Origin of the sequence: Aeromonas sp. 6P, assembly GCF_051919525.1 — a bacterium.
Lineage (GTDB): Bacteria > Pseudomonadota > Gammaproteobacteria > Enterobacterales > Aeromonadaceae > Aeromonas > Aeromonas veronii.
On record NZ_JBQBEO010000002.1, the window covers coordinates 4357750 to 4381123 of the forward strand.

Here is a 23374-nt window from a genome sequence, read left to right on the forward strand (position 1 = left end):
TGTTACATGTAACATCCACGCTGGACACCCCTATGAACCCCACCCGCAAGCGCCGCCCCACCCTGCAAGATATCGCCGACCAGACCGGCGTGACCAAGATGACTGTCAGCCGCTATCTGCGCGACCCGCAGACCGTGGCGGAGGGGACCCGCGAGCGGATCGCGGCTGTGGTGGAAGAGCTGGGTTATATCCCCAACCGGGCGCCGGATATTCTCTCCAACGCGACCAGCAAGGCGATCGGCATCCTGATCCCCTCCCTCTCCAACCAGGTCTTCTCGGCAGTGATTCATGGCATCAAGTCGGTAACCCGACCGGCCGGTTACCAGACCTTGCTGGCCCACTACGGCTACAGCCCGGAGCGAGAAGAGGAGCAGGTCGCGTCCCTGCTCTCCTATCACGTGGATGGGCTGATCCTCTCCGACAGCCAGCACACCGAGCGCACCCGCAAGATGATCGCCACCGCTGGCATTCCGGTGGTGGAGACCATGGATCTGCCACAAACCCCCATCGACATGGTGGTCGGCATGGACCATAGAGCCGCGGCCCGGGCCATGGTAACAGAGATGCTGCACCGGGGCCGACGCAAGGTGGTCTATCTGGGAGCGCGGCTCGACGTGCGCACCCAGCTGCGGATGGAGGGTTACTATCAGGCGATGACCGACTTCGGCCTCACCGGCCAGCATCTGCTGACCGAACAATCCTCCAGCTTCACTCTGGGGGGCGAGCTGCTGGATCAGGCGCTGGTGCGCTATCCCGACCTCGACGGCCTGTTCTGCACCAACGATGACCTGGCGGTGGGCGCCCTGCTGCAGTGTCAGGCCAAGTGGATCCCGGTGCCCCAGCAGATCGCCATCGCCGGTTGCAACGCTCTCGATATCGGCCACGCCATGACCCCCAAGCTGGCCAGTATCGCCACCCCGCGGGAAGCGATCGGTCGGGAGGCGGCCACCATGCTGCTGGCACGTCTCAACGGCCAATCCCAACCCGACACCCGCAAGGATATCGGCTTCTCCCTCTATGTCGGGGAGAGTCTGGGGTAATCCCTTCCCTCACCCACTTAAGTCACGCCGATAACAAACAGGCCACCCGAGGGTGGCCTGTTTGGTTTTCTGCACAACTGAGGCTTAACGTTTAACCAGCTCAACCGCTTCGCGGGAGAGGCGAGTAACCTCTTCCCAGTTACCGCTCTTGACCGCATCGGCCGGCAGCATCCAGGAGCCGCCGACGGTGGCCACGCATTTGAGCGCCAGATAGTCGGCCACGTTTTTCGGGCCGATACCGCCGGTCGGGCAGAACTTCACCTGGGGCAGCGGCGCGGCAATGGCGGAGAGCGCCTTGGTGCCGCCGTTCGCTTCGGCCGGGAAGAACTTCAGGTGGTCGTAGCCCGCTTCCAGCGCCTGCATCACTTCAGACGGAGTTGCCACACCCGGGATCAGCGGTGCAGTGCTCTTGGCCGCGTGGGCCAGCAGTGCCGGGGTCATGCCCGGGGAGATGACGAAGCGGGCACCGGCAGCAACGGCGGCGTCAAACTGCTCGCAGTTGAGCACGGTACCGGCACCGACCATGGCATCCGGCATCGCCTTGGCAATGAGGGCGATGGCATCGAGCGCCACCGGGGTGCGCAGGGTGATTTCGAAGACAGAGATGCCGCCGTCGAGCAGCGCCTTGGCCATCGGCAGGGCCTGATCCAGCTCGTTGATAACCATCACGGGTACCAGCGGGGAGGCGGCAAACACCTCGGCCGGGGTCACTTTCCAGTTCTGCATAGCTCTTCCTTAGTCAAAGATGGTAGCGCCACACTCGGCGCTCGATACCGCGCGACGCATCACGCTGAACAGTTCACGGCCCCACCCCTCTTGTTCCAGAGTGAGGTCAATCTCGGCCTGGGTACGGCCACTCAAATCGGTCAGGCAGTCTAGGCTGCCGTTTACCGCGTCAACCCGCAGCAGGTCGCCGTCAGCAAGCAGGCCGATGGCCCCGCCGTGCAGCGCTTCCGGAGTGACGTGGATGGCGGCCGGGATCTTGCCGGAGGCGCCGGAGAGACGACCATCGGTGACCAGCGCCACCTTGTAACCCGCCTTCTGCAGGTTGCCGAGCACCGGCATCAGCTTGTGCAGCTCCGGCATGCCGTTGGCGGCCGGGCCATTGTGGCGCACCACGATCACGGCGTCCTGATTGAGATCGCCCGCCTTGTAGGCCGCTTCCACCGCATGCTGGGAGGAGAAGACCCGCGCTGGCGCTTCGATAACCCGATACTCGGGAGCCACGGCGGAGACCTTGACCACGGCGCGGCCCAGATTGCCCGCCAGCAGCTTGGTGCCGCCGGTGGCCTGGAACACGCTGCCGGAAGGTGAAAGCACGCTCGCATTGCCGCTTTCGCCCACCGGCTGCCATACCAGCTGGCCATCGACCAGTGCCGGACGGCTGAGGTAATCCTGCATCTCACCAAAGACCGGGGTGGCATCCATGTGGATCAGCCCCTCTTGCGCCAGACGGCGCATCAGGCCGGGCACGCCGCCTGCCTGTTCGAAGGCGTTTACGTCGGCCGGGCCGTTCGGGTACATGCGAACCAGCAGCGGCACCACATCGGAGAGATCGCTGATGTCATCCCAGGTCAATACCAGACCGGCGGCGCGGGCCAGCGCCACCATGTGGATGCTGTGGTTGGTACTGCCGCCGGAGGCGAGCAGGGCCACCAGACCGTTGACCAGCGAGCGCTCGTCCAGCACCTCGCTCAGCGGGCGATAGGCCGGGGAACCCGGGATCATGGCGCTGATGCGGCGGGCCGCTTCGGCGGTCAGGGCGCGGCGCAGCTCGCTATGCGGATGCACAAAGGCGGAGCCCGGCAGCATCAGGCCCATGGCCTCGAACACCAGCTGGTTGGTGTTGGCGGTGCCGTAGAAGGTGCAGGTGCCCGCCGCGTGGTAGGCGCCGCACTCCATCTCCAGCAGGGCATCGCGACCCACTTCACCGGCGGCGTACTTCTGACGAACTTTCACCTTCTCGTCGTTGCTGATACCGCTCGCCATGGGGCCGGCAGGCACAAATGCTGTCGGCAGGTGAGCGTGGGAGAGGGCCCCCATGATCTGGCCCGGAGCGATCTTGTCGCAAATGCCGAGCAGCAGGGTCGCATCAAAGGTGTTGTGAGAGAGCGACAGCGCGGTCGCCTGGGCGATCAGGTCGCGGGAGAAGAGGGACATGTCCATCCCCGGCTGACCCTGGGTCACGCCATCGCACATGGCGGGCACGCCGCCGGCGACCTGGGCGCTGTGGCCCAGCTCGGCCAGCACTGCCTTGATCTGATCCGGATAGCCCTGATAGGGCTGATGGGCGCTCAGCATGTCGTTGTAGGCGGTGACGATGCCGACGTTGGCGCGGGTCATATCGAGAATGCGACCCTTCTCGTCACTGCTGCAGGCGGCCACGGCGTGGGCCAGGTTGCCGCAGGCCAGCGCGGCGCGGGTCTTGCCCTGCTCTGCCTGACGCTGGATGCGGGCCAGAAATGCCTGACGACGGGCGACACTGCGCTCGCGGATGCGGGCGGTGACGTCGGAAATTACCTGATGAATCATTGGGCTTGCTCCAATGCTGTGACGGCGCGGTCAACCACCTGTTCGAAGGTGCCGTCTATATCAATGTGGAATACACCGGCTTCGCCATCCGGGCGCTCCAGGGTATCGAACTGACTTTGTACCATGCTTTCACGCATGAAGTGGCCCTTGCGGGCACGCATCCGCTCGAGGATCAGCGGCTGGCTGCCATCGAGGAAGATGAAGCTGACCGACTCGTTGCCTTCGCGGATCTGGTCGCGGTACTTCTTTTTGAGGGCGGAACAGACAATGATGCCGGTCTCGTTCTTCTGCTCGAGACTGTAGGCGGCGTCGCGGATCCGCTCCAGCCAGGGGGCGCGATCCTCATCGTTGAGGGGGTTGCCGCCAGCCATCTTCTGGATGTTGGCCTTGGGGTGCAGGTCATCACCATCGATGAACTTGGCGCCCAGCGCTTCGGCCACTTTCAGACCCACGCTGGATTTGCCGCTACCACACACACCCATCACGATAATGCACTTACCCGCCATAATTTGACCTCTGTCCCACTTTTCAAAAAACCAGCTGTTGATGGGTTCTAATCTAACACGTTACCGGTAACATGTTACCGGTAACGATTGAAAATGTGAAGTCTGCCACAGACTGAGCAAACCCATAGTCACCTGGGCATATGATGTTGAGCCCTTGCCATAAATCTAAATAAATCATAAAGATATGGTTTGCCGACGGATCGGCAAGGTGTCACGACTGAACTTGGAAAAAGGAACGCATAACAATGTCTGACCTCTCCCTGATCATGACAGCCGCCGGCTCGATTGTGCTGCTGCTCTTCCTGGTGATGAAGGCCCGGCTCCACGCCGTGGTAGCCCTGATCCTGGTCTCCATGGTGGCGGGTCTCGCCGCTGGCATGAACCCGGCCGATATCGCCGCCACCATCCAGAAAGGGATGGGTGGCACCCTCGGTTTCGTCGCGGTAGTGGTGGCGCTGGGCGCCATGTTCGGCAAGGTGATGGAAGTGACCGGTGCTCTCGACCGGGTAGCCCACACCCTGCTCGGCAAGTTCGGCGTCAAGCGCGCCAACTGGGCCATGGCCCTGACCGGCTTTGTCTGCGCTCTGCCGCTCTTCTTTGACGTGGCCGTGGTGCTGCTGATCGGCGTCGCCTTCGCCATCGTCCGTCGTGGTGGCGGCAGCGTGGTGAAGATCGGTATCGCCCTGCTGGCCGGTATCGCCACCTGCCAGGCCTTCCTTATCCCGGCGCCGGGCCCGATCCTGGTGGCATCCCAACTGGGTGCCGACTTCGGCTACATGATCCTGTTCGGTCTGATCGCTGCCGTGCCGGCGCTGATCCTGGCTGGCCCGCTGTTCGGTGACTTCATCAGCAAGATCGTCGATGTGCCGCTGCCTGCCGATGCCCAGAACAGTGTTCACGATGACAGCAAATCCCTGCCCTCTTTCGGGCTGGCCATGGGCCTCATCGGTCTGCCGCTGCTGCTGATCGGCCTCAAGACCATCGTCGGTCGCTTCGTCGAGGCGGGTTCCACCCTGCACAACTGGCTGGAGTTCATCGGTCACCCCTTCACCGCCATCATGGTCGCCTGTCTGGCCGCCTTCTATCTGCTGGGTATTCGCCGTGGCATGTCCCGCGACGAGGTGATGAGCGTCTGCAACAGCGCCATCCAGCCCGCCGGTGTCATCATCCTGGTGACCGGTGCCGGTGGCGTCTTCAAGCAGGTGCTGGTTGATTCCGGCGTAGGCGCCGCGCTGGGCAACATGCTGGCCGACTCCGGTCTGCCTATCGTCGCGCTGGCCTTTATCCTGGCGGCCGCAGTGCGCGTCATTCAGGGCTCCGCCACCGTCGCCATGCTGACCGCCTGTGGTCTGGTGCTGCCGATGCTGGAGCCCCTCGGTCTGAACGGTGCCCAGCTGGCTGCCGTCACCATCGCCATCGGCGGCGGTGCCATCGTGCTCTCCCACGTCAACGACTCCGGTTTCTGGCTGGCGAACCGCTACCTCGGCCTGACCGAGAAGCAGACCCTGCAGACCTGGACCGTGATGGAGACCATCATCGGCACCACCGGCGGCGTGATGGCGATGATCATCTACAGCTTCCTCTGACATGGGCGAAATGCTGACAAAAAGGCCTCACTCGTGAGGCCTTTTTCATCTTTCTGATGATTCTTTCTTTGGCTGAGAGGGCTAGATTGCTAGAATCGCCTATTCATCGCTCCGAGTGGAACGCTTAACCCCGTGATTTCAGGTTTATCTATGCATTCATCGGCCCATTATCGACAACTGCTGGCGCGCCTGCCCCAGATCGCCGTCGCAGCGGATCAGTTTGAAGTGCTCTACAGCGCCCAGGATTTCAAACGCCGCATTCTTGCGCTTATCGCCAGTGCCACCCGGCGCATCTATCTGGTCGCGCTCTATCTGCAGGATGACGAAGCAGGCCGGGAGATCCTCTCCGCCCTCTACGCCGCCAAGCAACGCAATCCGGCCCTCGACATCAAGCTGTTCGTCGACTTCCACCGTGCCCAGCGCGGCCTGATCGGCAAGGGCAAGCAGGGCGGCAACCACCTGATGTATCAGGCCATGGCTGCCGAACACGAGCACCAGATCGAAATCTATGGCGTGCCGGTCAAGGGGCGCGAGCTGCTCGGCGTGCTCCACCTCAAGGGCTTCATCTTTGATGATGTGGTGCTCTACTCCGGTGCCAGCCTCAACGACATCTACCTGCACCAGCAGGATCGCTACCGCTTCGATCGCTATCACCAGATCACCAGCCCGGAGCTGGCCCGCAGCATGGTCAACTATGTGGATGACCTGTTCGTGAAGAGCGACGCGGTGCAGCGACTGGATCACAGCGATATCCCCAGCGCCAAGCAGCTGAAGGGGCCAATCCGCCGCTTCAAGCAGAACCTGCGCCAGAGCCAGTACCGCTTCAGCACCATGCCGGTCAACACTCAAGAGGTGGCCGTCACCCCCATGGTGGGTCTGGGCAAGCGCAACAATCAGCTCAACCTGATGATCCGCAATCTGGTGCGCGCCACCGAGCGGGAGATCTTCATCTGCACCCCTTACTTCAACCCGCCCAAGGAGTTGAGCAAGGATATCGAGGATCTGCTGCAGCGCGGTTGCAAAGTCACCATCGTAGTGGGCGACAAGACCGCCAACGACTTCTTCATTCCGCCGGAAGAGAAGTTCTCCACTATCGGTGGCCTGCCCTATCTCTACGAGACCAACCTGCGCAAGTTTGCCGAGCGCAACCAGCGCCACATCGACGACGGTCGCCTCAACCTGATGCTCTGGTGTTGCGAGCGCAACTCCTACCATCTCAAGGGGATCTTCGTGGATGACGAGTGGGCCCTGCTCACCGGCAACAACCTCAACCCCCGCGCCTGGGCGCTGGATCTGGAGAACGGCCTGCTGGTACACGATCGTCGCCACCTGCTGCGTCCCCAGTTCAATGCCGAGCGGGAGAACATCCTGACCAACACCAAGCGGATCAGCCACTTCGATCAGGTGGAGCAGATCCAGGACTACCCGGAACAGGTGCGCAAGCTGCTGGGACGGATCCACAGGGTCAAGGCCCACCTGCTGCTAAAACGCATCATCTGACCTTGGGCGCCATGCGCCCGCACCTTGCCTGTTGGCAACCACACAAAGGCCTCCCGTTTTCGGCAGGCCTTTGTTATATCCGCCGTTTCCCCCGCCTTGGCGGCCCAGCCAGCAGCAACTCGGCTTGCATCGGCCCCTCAACAACCCCTATCATCTGGACATATTTACAGTGTTTTCGGGCATCTAATTGATGAAATTGGATAAAATTCCTCTCGATAGCCTCAAGGGTGTCGGCAGCAAGATGCTGGAGAAGCTCGAGCGGCTGGGACTGGCCACGGTACAGGACCTGCTGTTCCATCTCCCCCTGCGCTACGAGGACCGCACCCAGGTGTGGCCCATCGGCGATCTGCCGCCCGGCCTGCACGGCGCCGTCGAGGGGGAGATCCAGGACACTCAGCTGGTGATGGGGCGCCGTCGCATGCTGGTCTGTCGCATCAGCGATGGCACCGGCACCCTCACCCTGCGCTTCTTCAACTTCACCGCCGCCCAGAAGAACAGTCTGGCGACGGGCCGCCTGATCCGCTGCTTTGGCGAGGTGCGCCCCGGCAAATACGGGCTGGAGATGGCCCACCCCGAGTACAAGCTGCTCGGCGAGGAGCAAGCCGGCCAGACCGAAGAGGCGCTCACCCCCGTCTACCCGACTACCGAGGGACTGCGCCAGCTCACCCTGCGCAACCTCACCGATCAGGCGCTGGCCCAGCTCGACCTCTATGGCGTCGAGGAGCTGCTGCCCGCCGGCCTCTATCCCCATCAGATTGAGCTGGCCGCCGCCCTGAAACTGCTGCACCGTCCGCCCCCCTCGGTGGCGCTGCCGCTGCTCGAAAGCGGTCAACATCCGGCCCAGCAGCGGCTGGTGCTGGAAGAGCTGCTGGCTCACAACCTCTCGGTCTTGAAGGTGCGTGCTCAGGCACAAACCCAGCTGGCCCGCGCCCTCAAACCTGCGCCCGCGCTGGTCGAACAGCTGCTCGGCGCCCTGCCGTTCAAGCCCACCGGCGCCCAGAGCCGGGTGGTGGCCGAGATAAGCAAGGATCTGCAACAGAGTCACCCCATGATGCGGCTGGTGCAGGGTGACGTGGGCTCCGGCAAGACCCTGGTCGCGGCGCTGGCGGCCCTGCAGGCCATCGGCAACGGCTGTCAGGTGGGCTTGATGGCACCGACCGAGCTGCTGGCGGAACAGCACGCCATCAACTTCGCCAAATGGCTGGAGCCGCTCGGCATCGGAGTCGGCTGGCTGGCCGGCAAGCAGAAAGGCAAGGCGCGGGAAGAGGCGCTGGCCGCCATCGCCGATGGCAGCGTCAAGATGGTGGTGGGCACCCACGCCATCTTTCAGGAGCAGGTGGTGTTCCAGCGTCTGGCGCTGGTCATCATCGATGAACAGCACAGATTCGGGGTGCATCAGCGCCTCGCCCTGCGTGAGAAAGGGGAGCGGGAGGGGGTGCATCCCCATCAGCTGATCATGACCGCCACCCCCATCCCCCGCACCCTGGCGATGACCGCCTATGCCGACCTCGATACCTCGGTCATCGACGAGCTGCCGCCGGGCCGAACCCCCATCACCACGGTAGCGCTACCCGACAGCCGTCGCGGCGATGTGATCGAGCGGGTCAAGCTCGCCTGCACCGAGGGCAAGCAGGCCTACTGGGTCTGCACCCTGATCGAGGAGTCGGAGGTGCTGGAGTGTCAGGCTGCCGAGGATACCGCCGCCGAGCTGCAAAACCTGCTGCCCGGCCTGCACATCGGGCTGGTACACGGTCGGATGCGCCCGGTCGAGAAACAGCGGGTGATGGAGGAGTTCAAGGCAGGCATACTGCAACTGCTGGTCGCCACCACCGTCATCGAGGTGGGGGTGGATGTGCCAAACGCCAGCCTGATGATCATCGAGAACCCGGAACGGCTCGGGCTGGCGCAGCTGCACCAGCTGCGCGGCCGGGTCGGTCGCGGAGCGGTAGCCTCTCACTGCGTGCTGCTCTATCATGCCCCCTTGTCCAAAACGGCCCAGAGCCGGCTCGGGGTGCTGCGTGAGACCAACGACGGTTTCCTCATCGCCCAGCGCGATCTGGAACTGCGCGGCCCGGGGGAACTGCTCGGCACCCGCCAGACCGGTCTGGCCGATCTCAAGATCGCCGATCTGGTGCGGGATCAGCCGCTTATTCCGCAGGTACAGAAGATGGCGCGCTTCCTTATGGATAGGCATCCGAGTCATGTCGAACCCTTGATACGGCGCTGGCTTGGCTTACGGGATCACTATTCCAATGCCTGATCGAGGTAGATGCAGAAGATGGGCACATGTCCTTATGGATAGGCACCCGAGCCATGTCGACCCGCTGATCCGCCGCTGGCTCGGCCTGCGAGATCACAACTCCAACGCCTGACCACATAACAGAAACAGGAGGAAAGCACTTATGAATTCCTGGCTACGCGGCCTGCTCTACACCTTTGCCTTCCTGCTGCTCTTTGTCTGGGTTGCCCTCGGCCTGTTCGACGCCGAGCGCGCCAAAGGCCCCATCGCCAGCTGGATCAGCCAGCAGACCGGCGTACCGGTCACCATAGGACGACTGGTATTCAACCCGCTCCACCCCTACACCCTGCTGGCGGAGCAGGTGCGCTACGGCGATGCCGTCTCCCTCGACAAGATCTATCTGGAGATCGAGAGCATCGACTGGCTGAGCCGCGATGTGCGGATCGCCCATCTCGACCTCATTCGCCCCGCCATCAAGCTGCCGCTGCCCAACCAGCTGCCGAACCTGCCGGTGCACTCCCTCACCATCAGTGACAGCACTATCGATCGCCTCAGTCTGGAGAGCCCCGAGCTGACCCTGCGCGGTCTCAACGCCACTCTGAGCGACTGGGAGCTGATCGACCCGAAACGGCAACCACAGGCCAACCTGAACCTCAATATCGGCCAGCTGGAGACCCCGCAATTCACCTTCGCCCGTCTCAACCTGCAAGGACGGCTCGAGGGGGAAGTGCTGCGCACCGACAAGCTGGTGACCAACCTGTTTGACGGTCTGCTGGAGACCGGCATGGTGCTGGACTGGCCCGCCCGCACCCTGCAACTGCACGATCTCAAGGCGCGCGGCATGCGGGTGGAGCTGGGCGATCTGACACAACAAGGCTCCCCGCAGCGCTTCCCGTTGCAAAGCGTATCGCTGGATCGTGGTCAGCTGGACGGCGTCAGCCTCAACGACATCAATCAGGAGCTCTCCTTCAACAACTTCAGCGGCCAGCTCACCGCCTTCAACTGGCAGGCGGGCAACCAGCCCACCGGCTATCTGACCGGCACCCTGGGGGACATGGGTCGTGGTCTGTTCCAGCTGGAGGAGATCAAGGGCAAGCTCGCCTTCTCGCCCCAGCAGATCGACGGCGAACTGCAGGGCAAGGCCTATGAAGGGGAGTTCAATGTCGAGCTCTCCCTCGATACCCAGCAGCAAAAGCTGACCCTGAAAGACGTGGCGCTGAGCGGCATGGATATCAGCCTGCCGCAGGGTTGGTGGCAGGATTGGCAGAGCTGGCGCCCGCAGCAGGTCGATATCCGCAAGCTGGCGTTCGACAAGCTCAAGGTGCTCTCCTTCGACGATACCCTGCCCCTGTCGCTGACCGGCTGGCAGCTCTATCTGAGCGATCTCGCCCTGCGCGATAACCAACCCGGCCCGCTGCTCGGCCGTGCCCGTATCGAGAGCAAGTGGTTCGAGCTGGTGTGGGATGGACTCAGCGCCCGCAACGGCGAGCTGGATGGGGAACTGACCCCCAGCTCCTGGCAACTGGGAAAACTCACCAGCTCGCTGCCGGATGAGGGCACCCTCAGTCTGAGTGGCCAGTGGGGCCGCGAACCGGGCCAGAGCAGCCGCCTTCAACTGCAGGCGACCAAGCTGGATCTGCAGCAATGGGGCAAGATATTCCACTCTCCGGTCTCCTTTGCCGGCAAAGCGGACGTGAGCGCCGACCTGCAAGCCGAACACGGCAAGACGGCGGGCGAGTGGCGCCAGAGCCTGCAGGGCAGCTTTGCCCTCGATGCCGACGAGCCGTTCTGGGACAAGGTAAAGATAGACCCGCTGCTGGATGAGTGGTTCAAGGGGGCGACCCCGCCCACCCTGACGCCGGATCAGCTGTGGCAGGCGATGCAGGAGGGTGACACCCCCTTCTACCGCATCAGGGTGCAGGGCAAGATCGACAAGGGGCAACTACAAGTCGAGCAGGCTGGCGCCTCCACCATCACTCATCTGCTGGCGCTGCAAGGGGGGATCGATCTGGTCAACGAGCAGTGGCAGCTGGATCTGGGGATCCTCAACGGCAACCGCTGCGCCGAACTGCTCGGCCAGTGGCGCGGGCCGCTGACGGAACCCACGCTGGCCTGGAGCTTCCCGCAAAAGCAGGATGCCTGCGGCTGGGAAGTGGGAGTACGCTATCCGCCGCAAGGCAACAGCGCCCCGCTCTGGCGACCGGCTCCCGCACCGAAAGCCCAAAACCAGGCCCAAGTGCAGACCCAAGCCGGGCAGACAAGCGACAGCCAGCAAGGGTAAAAACAGACAAGGCCTCATGATGAGGCCTTGTTGTTTGATGGGGAAATGGCGCGGTTACTGGCCCGGACGGCGGGGCGGCTGCACCACGTAGTGACCGAGGAACTCCGCCGCCAGCTTGCTGCCGCTGAACAGCTGGATCTTGAGGCTGAAGGTGGCAGGCTCCCCCCGTTTGAGCGGCTGCAGCACGGCGGGCATCCCCTCGCGGGCCACTCGCGCCTCCGGCTCCTCATCGACCGGGCCATGATATTTGATGGTGCTCTCGGCCAGCACCGGCTCGCCCACCAGCCCCTCCTCTTTAAGCTGCAACCAGATCAGCCCCCAGCCTGCCAGCACGCACTGGCTATAGACACTGCCGGCGAACATACTGCCATGCACGTTGAAATTGGCCGCCAGATTGGCCTTGAGATGGAAGGTCTGGCCGTCGTAGTGGCTGATGTGCATCCCCATCTTCTCGCTGATGGGTACCCCGCGCGACCAGCGGGTGGTGAGATCCTGACACCACTCCGGCCGGTACTGGATAGTCTGCAACGGGCTCAGGGATTTGATCATCTGGCGATGGGGAATGCGGCCAAAGGAGACGGGGCCGCCCCCCACTTCGAGAAAGCCGCACTTGCGATAGAACTCCACAGCTTCCTGACGGGCGTTCATCACCAGCCGTTTCACCTTCTCGCTGCGGGCCAACTGCTCGAGATCCTCCACCATTTTGGCGCCCAGCCCCTGGCCGCGATATTCGGGACGCAGCGCCATAAAGCGGATCTGCGCCTCGTCGCCGCCGATAAAGAGGCGGCCCACCGCGATGGGAGTGCCATCGGGGGCCAGCATCAGCCGGTGAATGGCGACGGTGTCGTATTCGTCCCGCTCGGAACCGACGGGCAGATTGAAGGGCTTACGCAGAAGTTCCCAGCGCAACTGGTAGTAGGCATCCAGCTCGGCGACTGTCTGAGGGGTGACTACCCGGTACATAGTTTCATCCTTGAGTTACACTGGTCGGAAACCATCTTGCCGTGCAAATTCATGGACTTCAATCTGCAAGCGTACCAAGCCGATCACTTGTTGCACCTCAGCGTCAAACCCCAGCGCCGCCTCACGGTACAGGAAAATGACCAGCACCGCTGGCTGGAGATAGACGGCGTGGTGCAATCCGCCATGTCGCTCGCCGACCCCGCGACCCTCTGTCTGCCCCATCAACGGGTCATCGCCTGCCTGCTGCCGGAGCGGGCTGAGCAGATCCTCGAACTGGGGCTGGGTGGCGGTGATCTCACCCGCCATCTGAGTCAGCGCTGGCCCTCGGCCCGCCACGAGTGCGTTGACCTCGACGAAGAGGTGCTGACCGTTTATCAGCAGTTTTTCCAGCATCAGGAGAGCGATAAACGCGCTGCTCCCGCACTCCATCAGGCCGATGCCCTCGCCTTTCTGGAGCAGAGCGAGCAGCAGTACGACCTCATCCTGCTCGATCTCTTCAGTCAGGATGGCAACCCGCTGCTGCTGTTTCAGGAGCGGCTCTACCGGGCGCTGGCTCCCCGCCTCTGCGGCACCCTGGTGATCAACCTGCTGCCGCGCACCGCACTGGAGCTAACCCACGCCCTGACACTGATAGAACAGTGGATTGGCCCCGCCACCCCCTATCCGGTTGCGGGGCTCATCAACGTAATCGTCCACGTCACACCGCGGGACGAAACATCTTCAGACCTGTAGCCAGAACGTCGTTGGCCCCTCGTTGACCAGCGCCACCTTCATGTCGGCGGCAAAACGGCCGGTTTCGGTCGGGATGCCGCTGGCGGCGGCCTTGGCCACGAAGTAGTCATAGAGCCGCTCGGCCTCGCTCGGGTGAGCACCGCAGGAGAAGCTGGGACGCATCCCTCGCTTGGTATCCGCCGCCAGCGTGAATTGGGAAACCACCAGCAGACTGCCGCCGATCTGGCTGACATTCAGGTTCATCTTGCCCTCCTGATCCGGAAAGATGCGATAACCACTGACCCGATGCAGCAACTTGTCGGCCTTGGCCTCGTCATCCCCCTGCTCTACCCCGAGCAGTACCAGCAATCCCTGACCGATGGCGCCGGTCACCTCCCCCTCGACAGTCACGCTGGCCTCGCTGACCCGCTGAATCAATGCAATCACATCCCTCTCCTTTGAAAACAGAACGACCGCCCCCTCACAGGGGCGGTCGTCGATGCTACCAATAAACCGATGGCCAAGGCGATGGCTTAGCCAAGCTCCTCACTCGCCGGTTTCTCATATTCACCGAGGCAGGCCGTGGTTTCAGCCCCCAGCAGCACCACCAGCCAGCTGAGATAGACCCAGACAAACAGGATCGGGATGGTGGCCAGCGCGCCGTAGATGGCCTGATAGGAGGGGAAGTTGGTGATGTAGATGGCAAAGCCGCGCTTGGCCAGCTCGAACAGGGTCGCAGCTACCAGCGCACCGATAAAGGCGTGGATCAGCCGCACCTTGCAGTTCGGCACCACGGTATAGACCAGCAGGAATGTGAGCACCGAGAAGAGGAACGGCAAACCGCGCAACAGCAGATAACCGATACCGAACAGGCTCTCGGCGCCAAACAGCCGCAGCGAGAAGATATAGGAGGAGATGGCGATACTGGCCCCGATAAGCACAGGCCCCAGGGTCAGGATCATCCAGTACATGGCAAAGGCCTGCGCCAGCGGGCGGCCCTGGGTCGAACGCCAGATGTAGTTGAGGTTTTTGTCGATGGCGGAGATCAGCATCAACGCCACCACCACCAGCGCCCCAATCCCCACTGCCGTGGTGTTGGTGGCATTGGCAACGAAGCCGTCGATGTACTCCTTGAGCATGTCTCCCGCAGTCGGCACGAAGTTGTGGTAGACGAACTGCTCCATCGCCTGCTTGAGGCTCTGGAACACCGGGAAGGCGGACATCATGCCAAAGACCACGGCGATCATCGGCACCAGCGAAAGCAGGGTGACATAGGCCAGATAACCGGCGGTAACCGTCAATCTGTCCTGCTGGAAACGGCCCCAGACAAACTGGGCAAAGTGGCGACCATCATGGCGCAAGAAGGAGAGGGCGTGGGCCAAACGGCCACTGACAGGCTGCTGCATCTTGATTCTCGTTAGCGTCATAGTGGCAATATTGTGTCAGAGGAGAGCGCTGTTTGACCACCTTTGAACCCGATTTGCCTCCATCAGCCCCAACCTGTCACCCGACTGGCGTCTCTGGCTGTCGTCAGAAGCACAAATAAAAACGGCCCCGCTATGGGGCCGTTTGCAACGCCGGATTACAGCATGTAGTCCGCGGGCAGCTCGATGCGGGCGACGCCGGAGGCGACCGCTGCCAGCGCCACGGCGCGGGCTACGCGCGGCAGCAGACGGGCATCCATCGGCTTGGGAATAACGTAATCCTTGCCGAAGGCGAGCTCGCTCACCCCGGCGGCGGTCAGTACCTCGGCCGGCACCGGCTCCTTGGCCAGCGCACGGATCGCCTCGACCGCGGCAATCTTCATGGCATCGTTGATGCGGCTGGCACGGGCATCGAGGGCACCGCGGAAGATGAAGGGGAAACAGAGCACGTTGTTAATCTGGTTCGGGTAATCGGAGCGACCGGTACCCATGATGAGGTCGCTGCGCACCCCGTGGGCCAGCGCCGGCTTGATCTCCGGATCCGGGTTGGAGCAGGCGAAGATCACCGGATTGGGCGCCATCAGGGCGACCGCTTCGGCGGGCAACACGTCTGGGCCGGAAACACCGACAAACACATCCGCCCCTTCGATGACATCCATCAGGGTGCGCAGCGGGGTCTCGTTGGCGAAGCGCTGCTTGTACTTGTTGAGATCGCTGCGGCCGGTGTGGATAACACCCTGACGATCCAGCATGAAGATGTTGTGCGCTCTGGCGCCACACTTGATCAGCAGATCCATGCAGGCGGTGGCGGCAGCCCCAGCCCCCATGCACACAATGCGGCTGTCACTGATCTGCTTGCCTTGCACTTCCAGCGCGTTGAGCAGACCGGCGGCGGTGACGATGGCGGTACCGTGCTGGTCATCATGGAACACCGGAATATCGCAGCGTGCGATCAGCGCCTCTTCAATCTCGAAACACTCAGGTGCCTTGATATCTTCCAGATTGATGCCACCGAAGGTATCGGCGATGGCCGCCACCGTGTCGATGAACTGCTGGCTGGTCTCGTGCTTCACCTCGATGTCGATGGCGTCGATGCCGGCAAAGCGCTTGAACAGCAGGGCCTTGCCCTCCATCACCGGCTTGGAGGCCAGCGGCCCCAGATTACCCAGACCCAGAATGGCGGTGCCGTTGGAGATGACGGCCACCAGATTGCCCTTGCCGGTATAGCGATAGGCATCGGCCGGGTTGGCGGCGATCTCGCGCACCGGCTCGGCAACACCCGGGCTGTAGGCCAGCGCCAGATCACGGGCGGTTTCGGCAGGCTTGGTCAGGGCGATGGCAATTTTGCCCGGTACGGGCAGGGCGTGGTAATCGAGTGCTTCTTGACGCAGATCGGACATGGGGGACCCCGATGTGGTTGGTGCAAATGAGGTGCCGACAGGGGGCACACAGAAGGGCGGGGATCATAAAAGAAAGCGGTGGGCATGCCCAGCAGATCATGCTGCCGCTAGCCAGATCAGACCAGTTATTTCAGCACCTTACCCCACCCACACCTACCACTTTAGTTATAGATTCTGCCGCGTGGGATAAAAATGGAGCAAAAAGGGCGGCAAATTGGCCTTGCCGCCCTTTCTGTCAGTGCTGTAGACCTGACTCAGTTGCCCAGATAGACCGGCAACAGATTTGCCATCGACAGGAAGTGGAACAGCGCGGTCGCCAATCCGAACAGGATCAGCAGCCAGGCCATCAGCTTGCCGCCGGGGGTGACGAAGTGGGGGGTCACTTCGCCCCGCTCGGCCCGCGCCCGGGTGCGCAGCACCAGCAATGCCGGGATGATGCAGGTCCAGATGGTGGCGGCGGCACCGGCATAGCCGATGGCCAGCAGGAAGCCGAACGGGAAGAGCAGGGAGAGCAGCAGCGGCGGCAGGAAGGTGACCGCCCAGGTCTTGCTGCGACCGACGCGGCTGTTGTCGAACTTGAACAGATCAGCCAGATAGTCGAACACCCCGAGCCCCACCCCGATAAAGGAGGAGAGAATGGCCGCCATGGAGAAGCCGTTGATGGCGCTGGCCACCTTCTCCGATTCGATCACCCCTGAAAGCGCGGAGAGCAGCACACTCACGTCTCCCCCTTTGGCAATCACAGGGGCAAAATCCTGACGGGGCAGGTTGCCGAAGATCCCCAGCAGCCAGAGCACGTAGAGCGCCAGCGCGATCAGGGTTCCCCCCAGAATGGCCCATCTGGCCTGCTGCTCGTTCTGGTAATAGGCACGCAGGGAGGCAACAGAGTGGTGATAGCCAAACGAGGTGAGCGCCACCGGCAGCATTGCCATGGCATAGGGGGCGTAGCGACTCTCGCTGCCCGCCAGATCGAGCAGGGTCGGCAGCTTGATACTGCCGAGCAGCCCGGCCACACCGAGGGCGAAACTGAGGATCATAAAGGCGATCAGCACCACAGAGATGCGGTCAACGGCGCGAGTCGAGTGCCACACCACTGCAGAGAAGAGCGCCACGAACAGCACGGATGCGAGCTTGCTGTCGATCCCCAGAATCCCCTGCAGGATGGCACCGGAGGAGGTGATATAGGCGTAGAGCAGAATGCCGCCAACAAAGTAGACCGAGAGGTTGTTGAGGAGATTGAGCTTCTCCCCCAGCAGCTCGCGAGTCACGGTATTGAAGGAGACCCGCATATCGTGGTGCTGGAAGGATTCCAGCAACATCCAGCCGGAGAGGGTCATCATCACCATGGTGACGGTCAGCGCCAGCACCGACCAGAGGGTCCAGGCCCCCGCCCCCGAACTCGGCAGACCGAGCATGCCGGCTCCCACGCAGACGCTGGCAATGATGCAGGCGCCCCCCAAAATTGACGGTTTTTTCTTCATAATCCCTTCTTTTTCTGACTGATTATCTATCCGCGGTAAACAAGACCGCGGCATGATGCCAGCCTTTGCCATGAGACGCCTACCACTATCTGCCATAACCGGGCATGGCCGCCGCATAAAAAATGCCCCGAACGGGGCACTCTATCAGCGGGAATGGTGTGAAGAGGGGTTAATCCATCACCGGGATACCTGCCCTCGCTTCGGCCTGACGGGCGATGGCCTCGGTCATCCCCTGAAAAATGAAGAGGTGGAACGGCAACATGGCGAGCCAGTAGGCCAGCCCCCAGGCGCCCTGCGGATGCCAGTGAGCGGTGACCCGGATGCGGGTCAGGCCAGACTCCTCCGGCAGGATGTTGAACTCCAGCCGCCCGACGCCCGGGGCCTTCATGTTGAACAACAGATCGAGCCTGCGCCCCTCATCCACCCCGAGGATCTGCCAAGAGTCGAGCATGTCACCCTTCACGAAGCGATCCGGATTGGTGCGGCCACGGGTGCGGGCCGGGCCGCCGATCAGGTGATCCATCCATTCGCGCACCACCCACAGCTCGTTCATGTAGAAGTAGCGCTGCTCACCCCCCAGTTGCTGCAACACCTGCCACACCACCTCGGGAGAGGCGAGGCAGATGGCCTCGCCGCTGGCGGTACGGTCGTAGAAGCCATATTCGGGATGGCGCCAGCGCAGGCCTAGGGGGGTCTCCTGCCCCTGCTGTTCGGCACCCAGCTTCTGCTCCAGCGCCAGACTCTCCGCCAGCGCCTCGTCGAAGCTGAGCAGGGTCTGGGGCAGCAGGGCACGCAGCGGGCCGTCGTCGGCCGGGATATCGTGCTTGAGACCGCCCACCAGCGCCTTGGCCACCGGCTGCGGCACAGAAGTGACGAACTGCAGCCACCAGGCAGAGAGGCGCGGGCTCAGAAACGGGATGGGAATGATGGGGCAGCGCTTGCCGATATGAGCGGCGAACTTCTGCAACTGCTGCTGATAGCTGAGCAGCTCGGGGCCGACCGCATTGAAGATGCGGCCATCCACCTCGTCTGCCTCTACCAGCCCGCCCAGATAGTGCAGCAGGTTGGACAGCGCAATCGGCGGCGTGCGCGAGCGCACCCATTTGGGCGTCACCATCATCGGCAGGTTGAACACCAGATCCCGCATCACCTCGAACGCCGCCGAACCGGGCCCGATGATGATGCCGGCGCGCAGCTCCACCGTCGGTACGCCGGATTCGCGAAACAGCTCGCCACAGTGGCGGCGGGAGTTGAGATGGCGGCTGTTGCACTGTTCGGGCTGGATTGCCCCGAGATAGATGATGCGACGCACCCCGGCGGCACGAGCGGCGGCAGCGAAGTTCTTTACCCCCTGCTGCTCCAGACGGTGAAAATCGGCCCCCGCCCCCATGGCATGGACCAGATAGAAGACGGTATCGATACCCGCCAGCGCAGGCAGCAGGGTGATGGGTTTGAGGCTGTCGGCGAGGCGAAACTCCACCCCCTCAGGCAAGCGACAGGGACGGCGCGCCCCGGCAATCACCTTGTAGCCGAGGGTCTGCAGGTGGGGCACCAGATAGGAACCGATATATCCTGCCGCTCCCATCACCAGACAATTACGCATGAGTGCAGCCCTCAGCATCATTGATGCAAGGGGCGCCAGACAGGAATCCACCATGGCCCGCCACGTCCATCACCAGACAATTTCTCATGTAATTCTCCCTATCCTTACCGATGCTGCTTGTCAGTCAGCGTGCGCAGCGCTACCTGAAAATGTTCAACTAGAGCGCCACCATCCAGTCTCTTGCCATCCTGCCACGCCACCACCTTGCAACCTAGTACTAACCACCTCTCTGATTAGTCCGATTTGGTGTTAAGCCCTGCTCATTGACTGGTCGATAACTGACCAGATGTATAGCGCCGAGGGCGAACGTATGCGCATCGATCACTACGACCTCCAGGGGGAGGTGCAATACCGGCAACAGCAGGCCCAGAGCCGCAAGGTGCGCAACCTCGGGCCAGTGCCACCCGCCGTCAATCCACCGGAGGGCAACAACACGGCCGCGGCCGGCGAACGCAGCAGCACCCTGACCCTCACCAGCGCCCTGACGCTGCAAACCGCGAGGCAATCCGCCACCAGTCAGCAAGCAGCAACACCTCCCGCCCCGCCCGCAGCGGACGTCGGCAAAGAGCAGGATGGTATTCCCGACGATGGACTGGATAACCGCCAGCGGCTGATCAAGCTGATGATTGAGGCGATGCTGGGCCACGAAATCGAGCTGCCCAAGCCGATCAAACCCTCCGAAGAGGGAGGCGATGGAGTGACCCAAGGAGACGCCGCGGCTCAAGCCGCCGAGACGGATCAACTGGTGGAGGTGACTGACACCCTGCTGCAACAGGAGCAGCTCAACGTGGTGGCATCGGCCAGCGTAGCGACTTGGGATGGTCAGACTATTCAGCTCGATCTCGGCTTTGTGCTCGACTGGCGCCAGCTGGAGGTGAGCCAGCGGCGCACCACCCTCAATGCCCTGAAAGACCCGCTGGTGCTCAGTCTGGATGGCAAGATCGCCGATCTGACCGAGGCTCGGGTCACTTTCGATATCGATCAGGATGGCAAGGAGGACAGCCTGCCGGGCTTGAGTGAAGGCAGCGGCTTTGTGGCGCTGGATCGCAATGGCAACGTCACCATAGACGATGGTGGCGAGTTGTTTGGCGCCCGATCCGGCAATGGCTTCGGCGAGCTGGCAACCCTGGATGAGGATGGCAACGGGGTGCTGGACGAGGGGGATAGCCAGTTTTCAGCCCTGCAGTTCTGGCATCCCGAGCACGCCCCTATCGCGCTGGTCGAACTGGGGATCGGCGCCATCCTGCTACGCCCCCTCGACACCCCCTTCCACCATCTGGGGGAGAGCGGCAATCAGGGGGTGCTGCGCCAATCCGGCCTCTATCTCACCGAGCAGGGTAAAGGAGGCTGGGTGCAGCAGATCGATCTGCGGGTCTGAGCCTTTAAACGGAATCAGCAGCCCGGTCGCTGACGAGATCTGCCAGCGACCGGCTCCGGTGCCATCAACTGAGCTCGGTGGGATCGATATCCAGACTCCAGCGCACCTTTTTGGTCTCGGGCCAGCCTTCCAGCTCCTTAACCGCCCAGTCCAGCAGCTGGGCCAGCGGGGCCCGGTTCGGCCCCTGCACCAGCAACTGCATGCGGAACTTGCCCGCCTTGCGCTCCATAAAACCGCTGATGGGTCCCAGCACCTGAACGTGGGGATAGCGGGCGCTGCGCAGGGTATCGGCGAGGCGGGCGAGGAACAGCTGCACCTCGTCACGGCCATTGGCCTCGGCGCGGAACAGCCCCTGATAGCTGAAGGGCGGCAGCCCCAACAGGCGGCGCTCTTTCAACGCCGTATCGGCGAAGTGGCCGTAGCCATTCTGGGTCAGATCCTGCAGCAGGGCGTGCTCCGGATGATGGCTCTGCAACACCACCAACCCGGGTTTGCTGGCACGACCGGCACGGCCCGCCACCTGGGTGTAGAGCTGAGCCAGTTTCTCGGCGGCGCGAAAATCGGCGCTAAACAGGGCTCCGTCCACATCCAGCAGACCCACTAGCGTCACATCCGGGAAGTGGTGGCCCTTGGCCAGCATCTGGGTGCCGATCAGGATCTTGTACTTGCCCGCCTTGATGTCGCCGAGATGGGTCTCCAGCTCCCCCTTGCGGCGGGTATTGTCCCGATCGATGCGCACCACCGGATATTGCGGGAACACTGTGGTAAGCAGCTGTTCCAGCTGTTCGGTGCCCACTCCCGACCCGATCAGCTCGTTGCTGCCACACTCGGGGCAGTGGTGGGGCAGCGGGCGCACGCTGTCACAGTGGTGACAGTGCAGCCGTCGTCCGGCCTGATGCCAGGTGTACCAGGCATCGCAACGCTCGCAAGCGGCGCTCCAGCCGCACTGGTGGCAGATCAGAGCCGGGGCATAGCCACGGCGGTTGAGAAACAGCATCACCTGATTGCCCGCCGCCAGATGCTCCGCCATCAGCTGATCCAACTGGGGGGAGAGCCCGGCCTGCAGCCGCACGTTTTTGATATCCAGAATCACCTGACGGGCGGTCTGGGCGTTACCGGCACGGCGAGTCAGGGTGAGATGGTGATATTTGCCGGTGCGGGCGTTGTGCAATGTCTCCAGCGATGGGGTAGCCGAGCCAAGCAGGATCGGAATACCGGCACGATGGGCCCTCATCACCGCAAGATCCCGCGCGTGGTAGCGAAAACCGTCCTGCTGCTTGAAAGAAGCGTCGTGCTCTTCGTCGATGATGATGATGCCGAGGTTGTGAAACGGGGTGAACACCGCGGAGCGGGTACCGATCAGAATGGCGGCGGCGCCGTCTCGGCAGGCGAGCCAGGCGTCGAGCCGCTCCCTGTCGTTCATGGCGGAGTTCATCGCCACCACAGGCACGTTGAAGCGGCGCCGGAAGCGGTTGATGGTCTGCGGGGTGAGGCCGATCTCCGGCACCATCACCAGCGCCTGCTTGCCCGCCTTGAGCAATGGCTCGAGGATGCTCAGGTAGACCTCGGTCTTTCCGGAACCTGTGATGCCATCCAGCAGGAAGGCACCAAACTTGTCGCTCTGGCTGGTAACGGCAGAGACGGCCAACGCCTGTTCGCCATTGAGGCGCAGCCCCTCCCCCGGCTCGAAGCGGGCAGCCCAATCGCCATCATGGCTCGGCTCCAGCGAACGCTTCTCCAGCAGCCCCTTCTTCTCCAGCGCGGTGAGAGCTGCGCTCTGGATCTCCTCCTGCTTGAGAGCGGAGGGGGTCTGCGGCCCCTTGCGCAGCAAGGCGAGCGCTTGCTGCTGCTTGGCCGCCCGCTTGAGCTCGTTGAGGTCGATGGCCATGCCCGCCTCGGTGGCAAACCAGAACTCCAGTTCACGATAAGCGGCAGGCTCCCCCTTGCGCACCAGCACCGGCAGGGCGTGGGGCAGCACCTCACCCAGCGGATGCTGGTAGTAGCTGGCGCTCCAGTTCATCAGCGCCAGAATATCCGGCCCTAGCACTGGTGCCGTGTCCAATACCCGTTTGATGGGCTTGAGCTTGTTGCGGGGCACCTGGCTGTCAGCCGGATGATCCACCACCAGCCCGACCAGGGTCTGGGGACCGAAAGGGATCTCGACCCGGCAACCGGGGGCAGGTAACGGCAGGGGAGAGAGATAGTCGAAGTGACGGCGTAACGGTACCGGGACAGCGACACGAACCAGATCCAGCGTTTGGGAAGAATTCACCAGGGGTTGCCTATTTTTTCTGCGAAGCCACTTGCCTGATCTCAGGCATTTCCTATATTATTCGCAGCCTTTGAAACTGTGTTCAACAATCGTGTGGTGTCCGACAAGAGATCGGATGGCGACACGGCCTATTAATTGAGGTTGTCCATGAAAGCTGGTATCCATCCTGACTACGTAGCCATCACCGCCAAGTGCTCTTGCGGTAACGTCATCAACACTTTCTCTACCATCGGTAAAGATCTGAACCTGGACGTGTGCTCCGAGTGCCACCCGTTCTACACCGGCAAGCAGAAAGAAGTTTCTAGCGGCGGCCGCGTAGACAAGTTCAACAAGCGTTTCGGTGCGATGACCACCAAGAAGTAATTTTACTTCTGAAGAATTCTGAAAAAGGCGCCCATCGGGCGCCTTTTTTACGATCCCTGTTTTTCATCCTTCATGTTCCCGCAGCCAGATGCACT

Annotated in this window: 18 protein-coding genes; 8 read left to right on the plus strand and 10 right to left on the minus strand. The window is 62.5% G+C overall.

Annotation, left to right across the window (positions count from 1 at the left end):
- Positions 1–32 precede the first annotated feature (32 nt).
- On the plus strand, positions 33–1040 hold the full coding sequence (locus tag ACTG2J_RS20370) for a substrate-binding domain-containing protein (RefSeq protein WP_439997842.1): 1008 nt from the start codon (positions 33–35) through the stop codon (positions 1038–1040).
- Positions 1041–1124: 84 nt separating this feature from the next.
- On the opposite strand, the gene ACTG2J_RS20375 is transcribed toward ACTG2J_RS20370, so the two are convergent.
- From ACTG2J_RS20375 to ACTG2J_RS20385, 3 genes are read right to left on the minus strand one after another with little or no spacing between them, the layout of a single operon-like run.
- A complete protein-coding gene (locus ACTG2J_RS20375) occupies positions 1125–1766 on the minus strand; it encodes a bifunctional 4-hydroxy-2-oxoglutarate aldolase/2-dehydro-3-deoxy-phosphogluconate aldolase (protein WP_005342660.1) in 642 nt (213 codons plus the stop codon).
- A gap of 9 nt (positions 1767–1775) precedes the next feature.
- Positions 1776–3572, minus strand: coding sequence for a phosphogluconate dehydratase (edd, locus tag ACTG2J_RS20380; RefSeq protein ID WP_042054229.1), 1797 nt, complete (start codon positions 3570–3572; stop codon positions 1776–1778).
- Positions 3569–4078 carry a gluconokinase gene (locus ACTG2J_RS20385; protein ID WP_005340649.1) on the minus strand — a complete coding sequence of 170 codons (510 nt, stop codon included), beginning with the start codon at positions 4076–4078 and terminating at the stop codon, positions 3569–3571. The genes edd and ACTG2J_RS20385 overlap by 4 nt, the downstream gene beginning before the upstream one ends.
- Positions 4079–4323: 245 nt before the next feature.
- Between ACTG2J_RS20385 and gntU the strand changes: the two genes are divergently transcribed.
- From gntU to ACTG2J_RS20405, 4 genes are all read left to right on the plus strand, one after another.
- Positions 4324–5664, plus strand: coding sequence for a gluconate transporter (gene gntU, locus ACTG2J_RS20390; RefSeq protein ID WP_069527617.1), 1341 nt, complete (start codon positions 4324–4326; stop codon positions 5662–5664).
- Between the two features lie 150 nt (positions 5665–5814).
- Positions 5815–7164, plus strand: coding sequence for a CDP-diacylglycerol--serine O-phosphatidyltransferase (gene pssA, locus ACTG2J_RS20395; protein WP_005342654.1), 1350 nt, complete (start codon positions 5815–5817; stop codon positions 7162–7164).
- Positions 7165–7354: 190 nt separating this feature from the next.
- The gene (gene recG / locus ACTG2J_RS20400) at positions 7355–9424 is read left to right on the plus strand and encodes an ATP-dependent DNA helicase RecG (protein WP_164461656.1); all 2070 of its coding nucleotides are present in this window, start codon (positions 7355–7357) and stop codon (positions 9422–9424) included.
- A 142-nt stretch (positions 9425–9566) separates the two neighbouring features.
- Positions 9567–11684 (plus strand): AsmA family protein, encoded by a 2118-nt coding sequence (locus ACTG2J_RS20405; RefSeq protein WP_439989183.1) that lies wholly within the window; start codon positions 9567–9569, stop codon positions 11682–11684.
- Between the two features lie 54 nt (positions 11685–11738).
- Here ACTG2J_RS20405 and ACTG2J_RS20410 read toward each other — a convergent pair whose 3' ends face one another.
- The gene (locus ACTG2J_RS20410) at positions 11739–12647 is read right to left on the minus strand and encodes a bifunctional GNAT family N-acetyltransferase/hotdog fold thioesterase (protein WP_227341588.1); all 909 of its coding nucleotides are present in this window, start codon (positions 12645–12647) and stop codon (positions 11739–11741) included.
- A 51-nt stretch (positions 12648–12698) separates the two neighbouring features.
- Here ACTG2J_RS20410 and ACTG2J_RS20415 point away from each other — a divergent pair, with 51 nt between their 5' ends.
- Positions 12699–13379, plus strand: a complete 681-nt coding sequence (locus ACTG2J_RS20415; RefSeq protein WP_439989602.1) for a spermidine synthase — start codon at positions 12699–12701, stop codon at positions 13377–13379.
- Here the strand turns inward: ACTG2J_RS20415 and dtd are convergent.
- The 5 genes from dtd to ACTG2J_RS20440 form a co-directional block, all read right to left on the minus strand.
- Positions 13368–13805 (minus strand): D-aminoacyl-tRNA deacylase, encoded by a 438-nt coding sequence (gene dtd / locus ACTG2J_RS20420; protein ID WP_005356887.1) that lies wholly within the window; start codon positions 13803–13805, stop codon positions 13368–13370. The genes ACTG2J_RS20415 and dtd overlap by 12 nt on opposite strands.
- Before the next feature lie 86 nt (positions 13806–13891).
- Positions 13892–14764 (minus strand): virulence factor BrkB family protein, encoded by an 873-nt coding sequence (locus ACTG2J_RS20425; protein WP_005340664.1) that lies wholly within the window; start codon positions 14762–14764, stop codon positions 13892–13894.
- 176 nt (positions 14765–14940) lie between these two features.
- On the minus strand, positions 14941–16182 hold the full coding sequence (locus ACTG2J_RS20430) for a malic enzyme-like NAD(P)-binding protein (RefSeq protein ID WP_164535822.1): 1242 nt from the start codon (positions 16180–16182) through the stop codon (positions 14941–14943).
- A gap of 254 nt (positions 16183–16436) precedes the next feature.
- Entirely contained in the window at positions 16437–17663 is a 1227-nt protein-coding gene (locus ACTG2J_RS20435; protein ID WP_111900459.1) for an aromatic amino acid transporter, read from the minus strand.
- Between the two features lie 169 nt (positions 17664–17832).
- On the minus strand, positions 17833–19266 hold the full coding sequence (locus ACTG2J_RS20440) for a DUF2867 domain-containing protein (protein ID WP_113740156.1): 1434 nt from the start codon (positions 19264–19266) through the stop codon (positions 17833–17835).
- Positions 19267–19552: 286 nt separating this feature from the next.
- On the opposite strand from ACTG2J_RS20440, the gene ACTG2J_RS20445 reads away from it, so the two are divergent.
- On the plus strand, positions 19553–20644 hold the full coding sequence (locus ACTG2J_RS20445) for a hypothetical protein (RefSeq protein WP_162628434.1): 1092 nt from the start codon (positions 19553–19555) through the stop codon (positions 20642–20644).
- Positions 20645–20708: 64 nt separating this feature from the next.
- On the opposite strand, the gene priA is transcribed toward ACTG2J_RS20445, so the two are convergent.
- A complete protein-coding gene (gene priA, locus ACTG2J_RS20450) occupies positions 20709–22916 on the minus strand; it encodes a primosomal protein N' (protein ID WP_439997843.1) in 2208 nt (735 codons plus the stop codon).
- Between the two features lie 147 nt (positions 22917–23063).
- Here priA and rpmE point away from each other — a divergent pair, with 147 nt between their 5' ends.
- Entirely contained in the window at positions 23064–23279 is a 216-nt protein-coding gene (gene rpmE, locus ACTG2J_RS20455; protein ID WP_005340673.1) for a 50S ribosomal protein L31, read from the plus strand.
- Positions 23280–23374 lie beyond the last annotated feature (95 nt).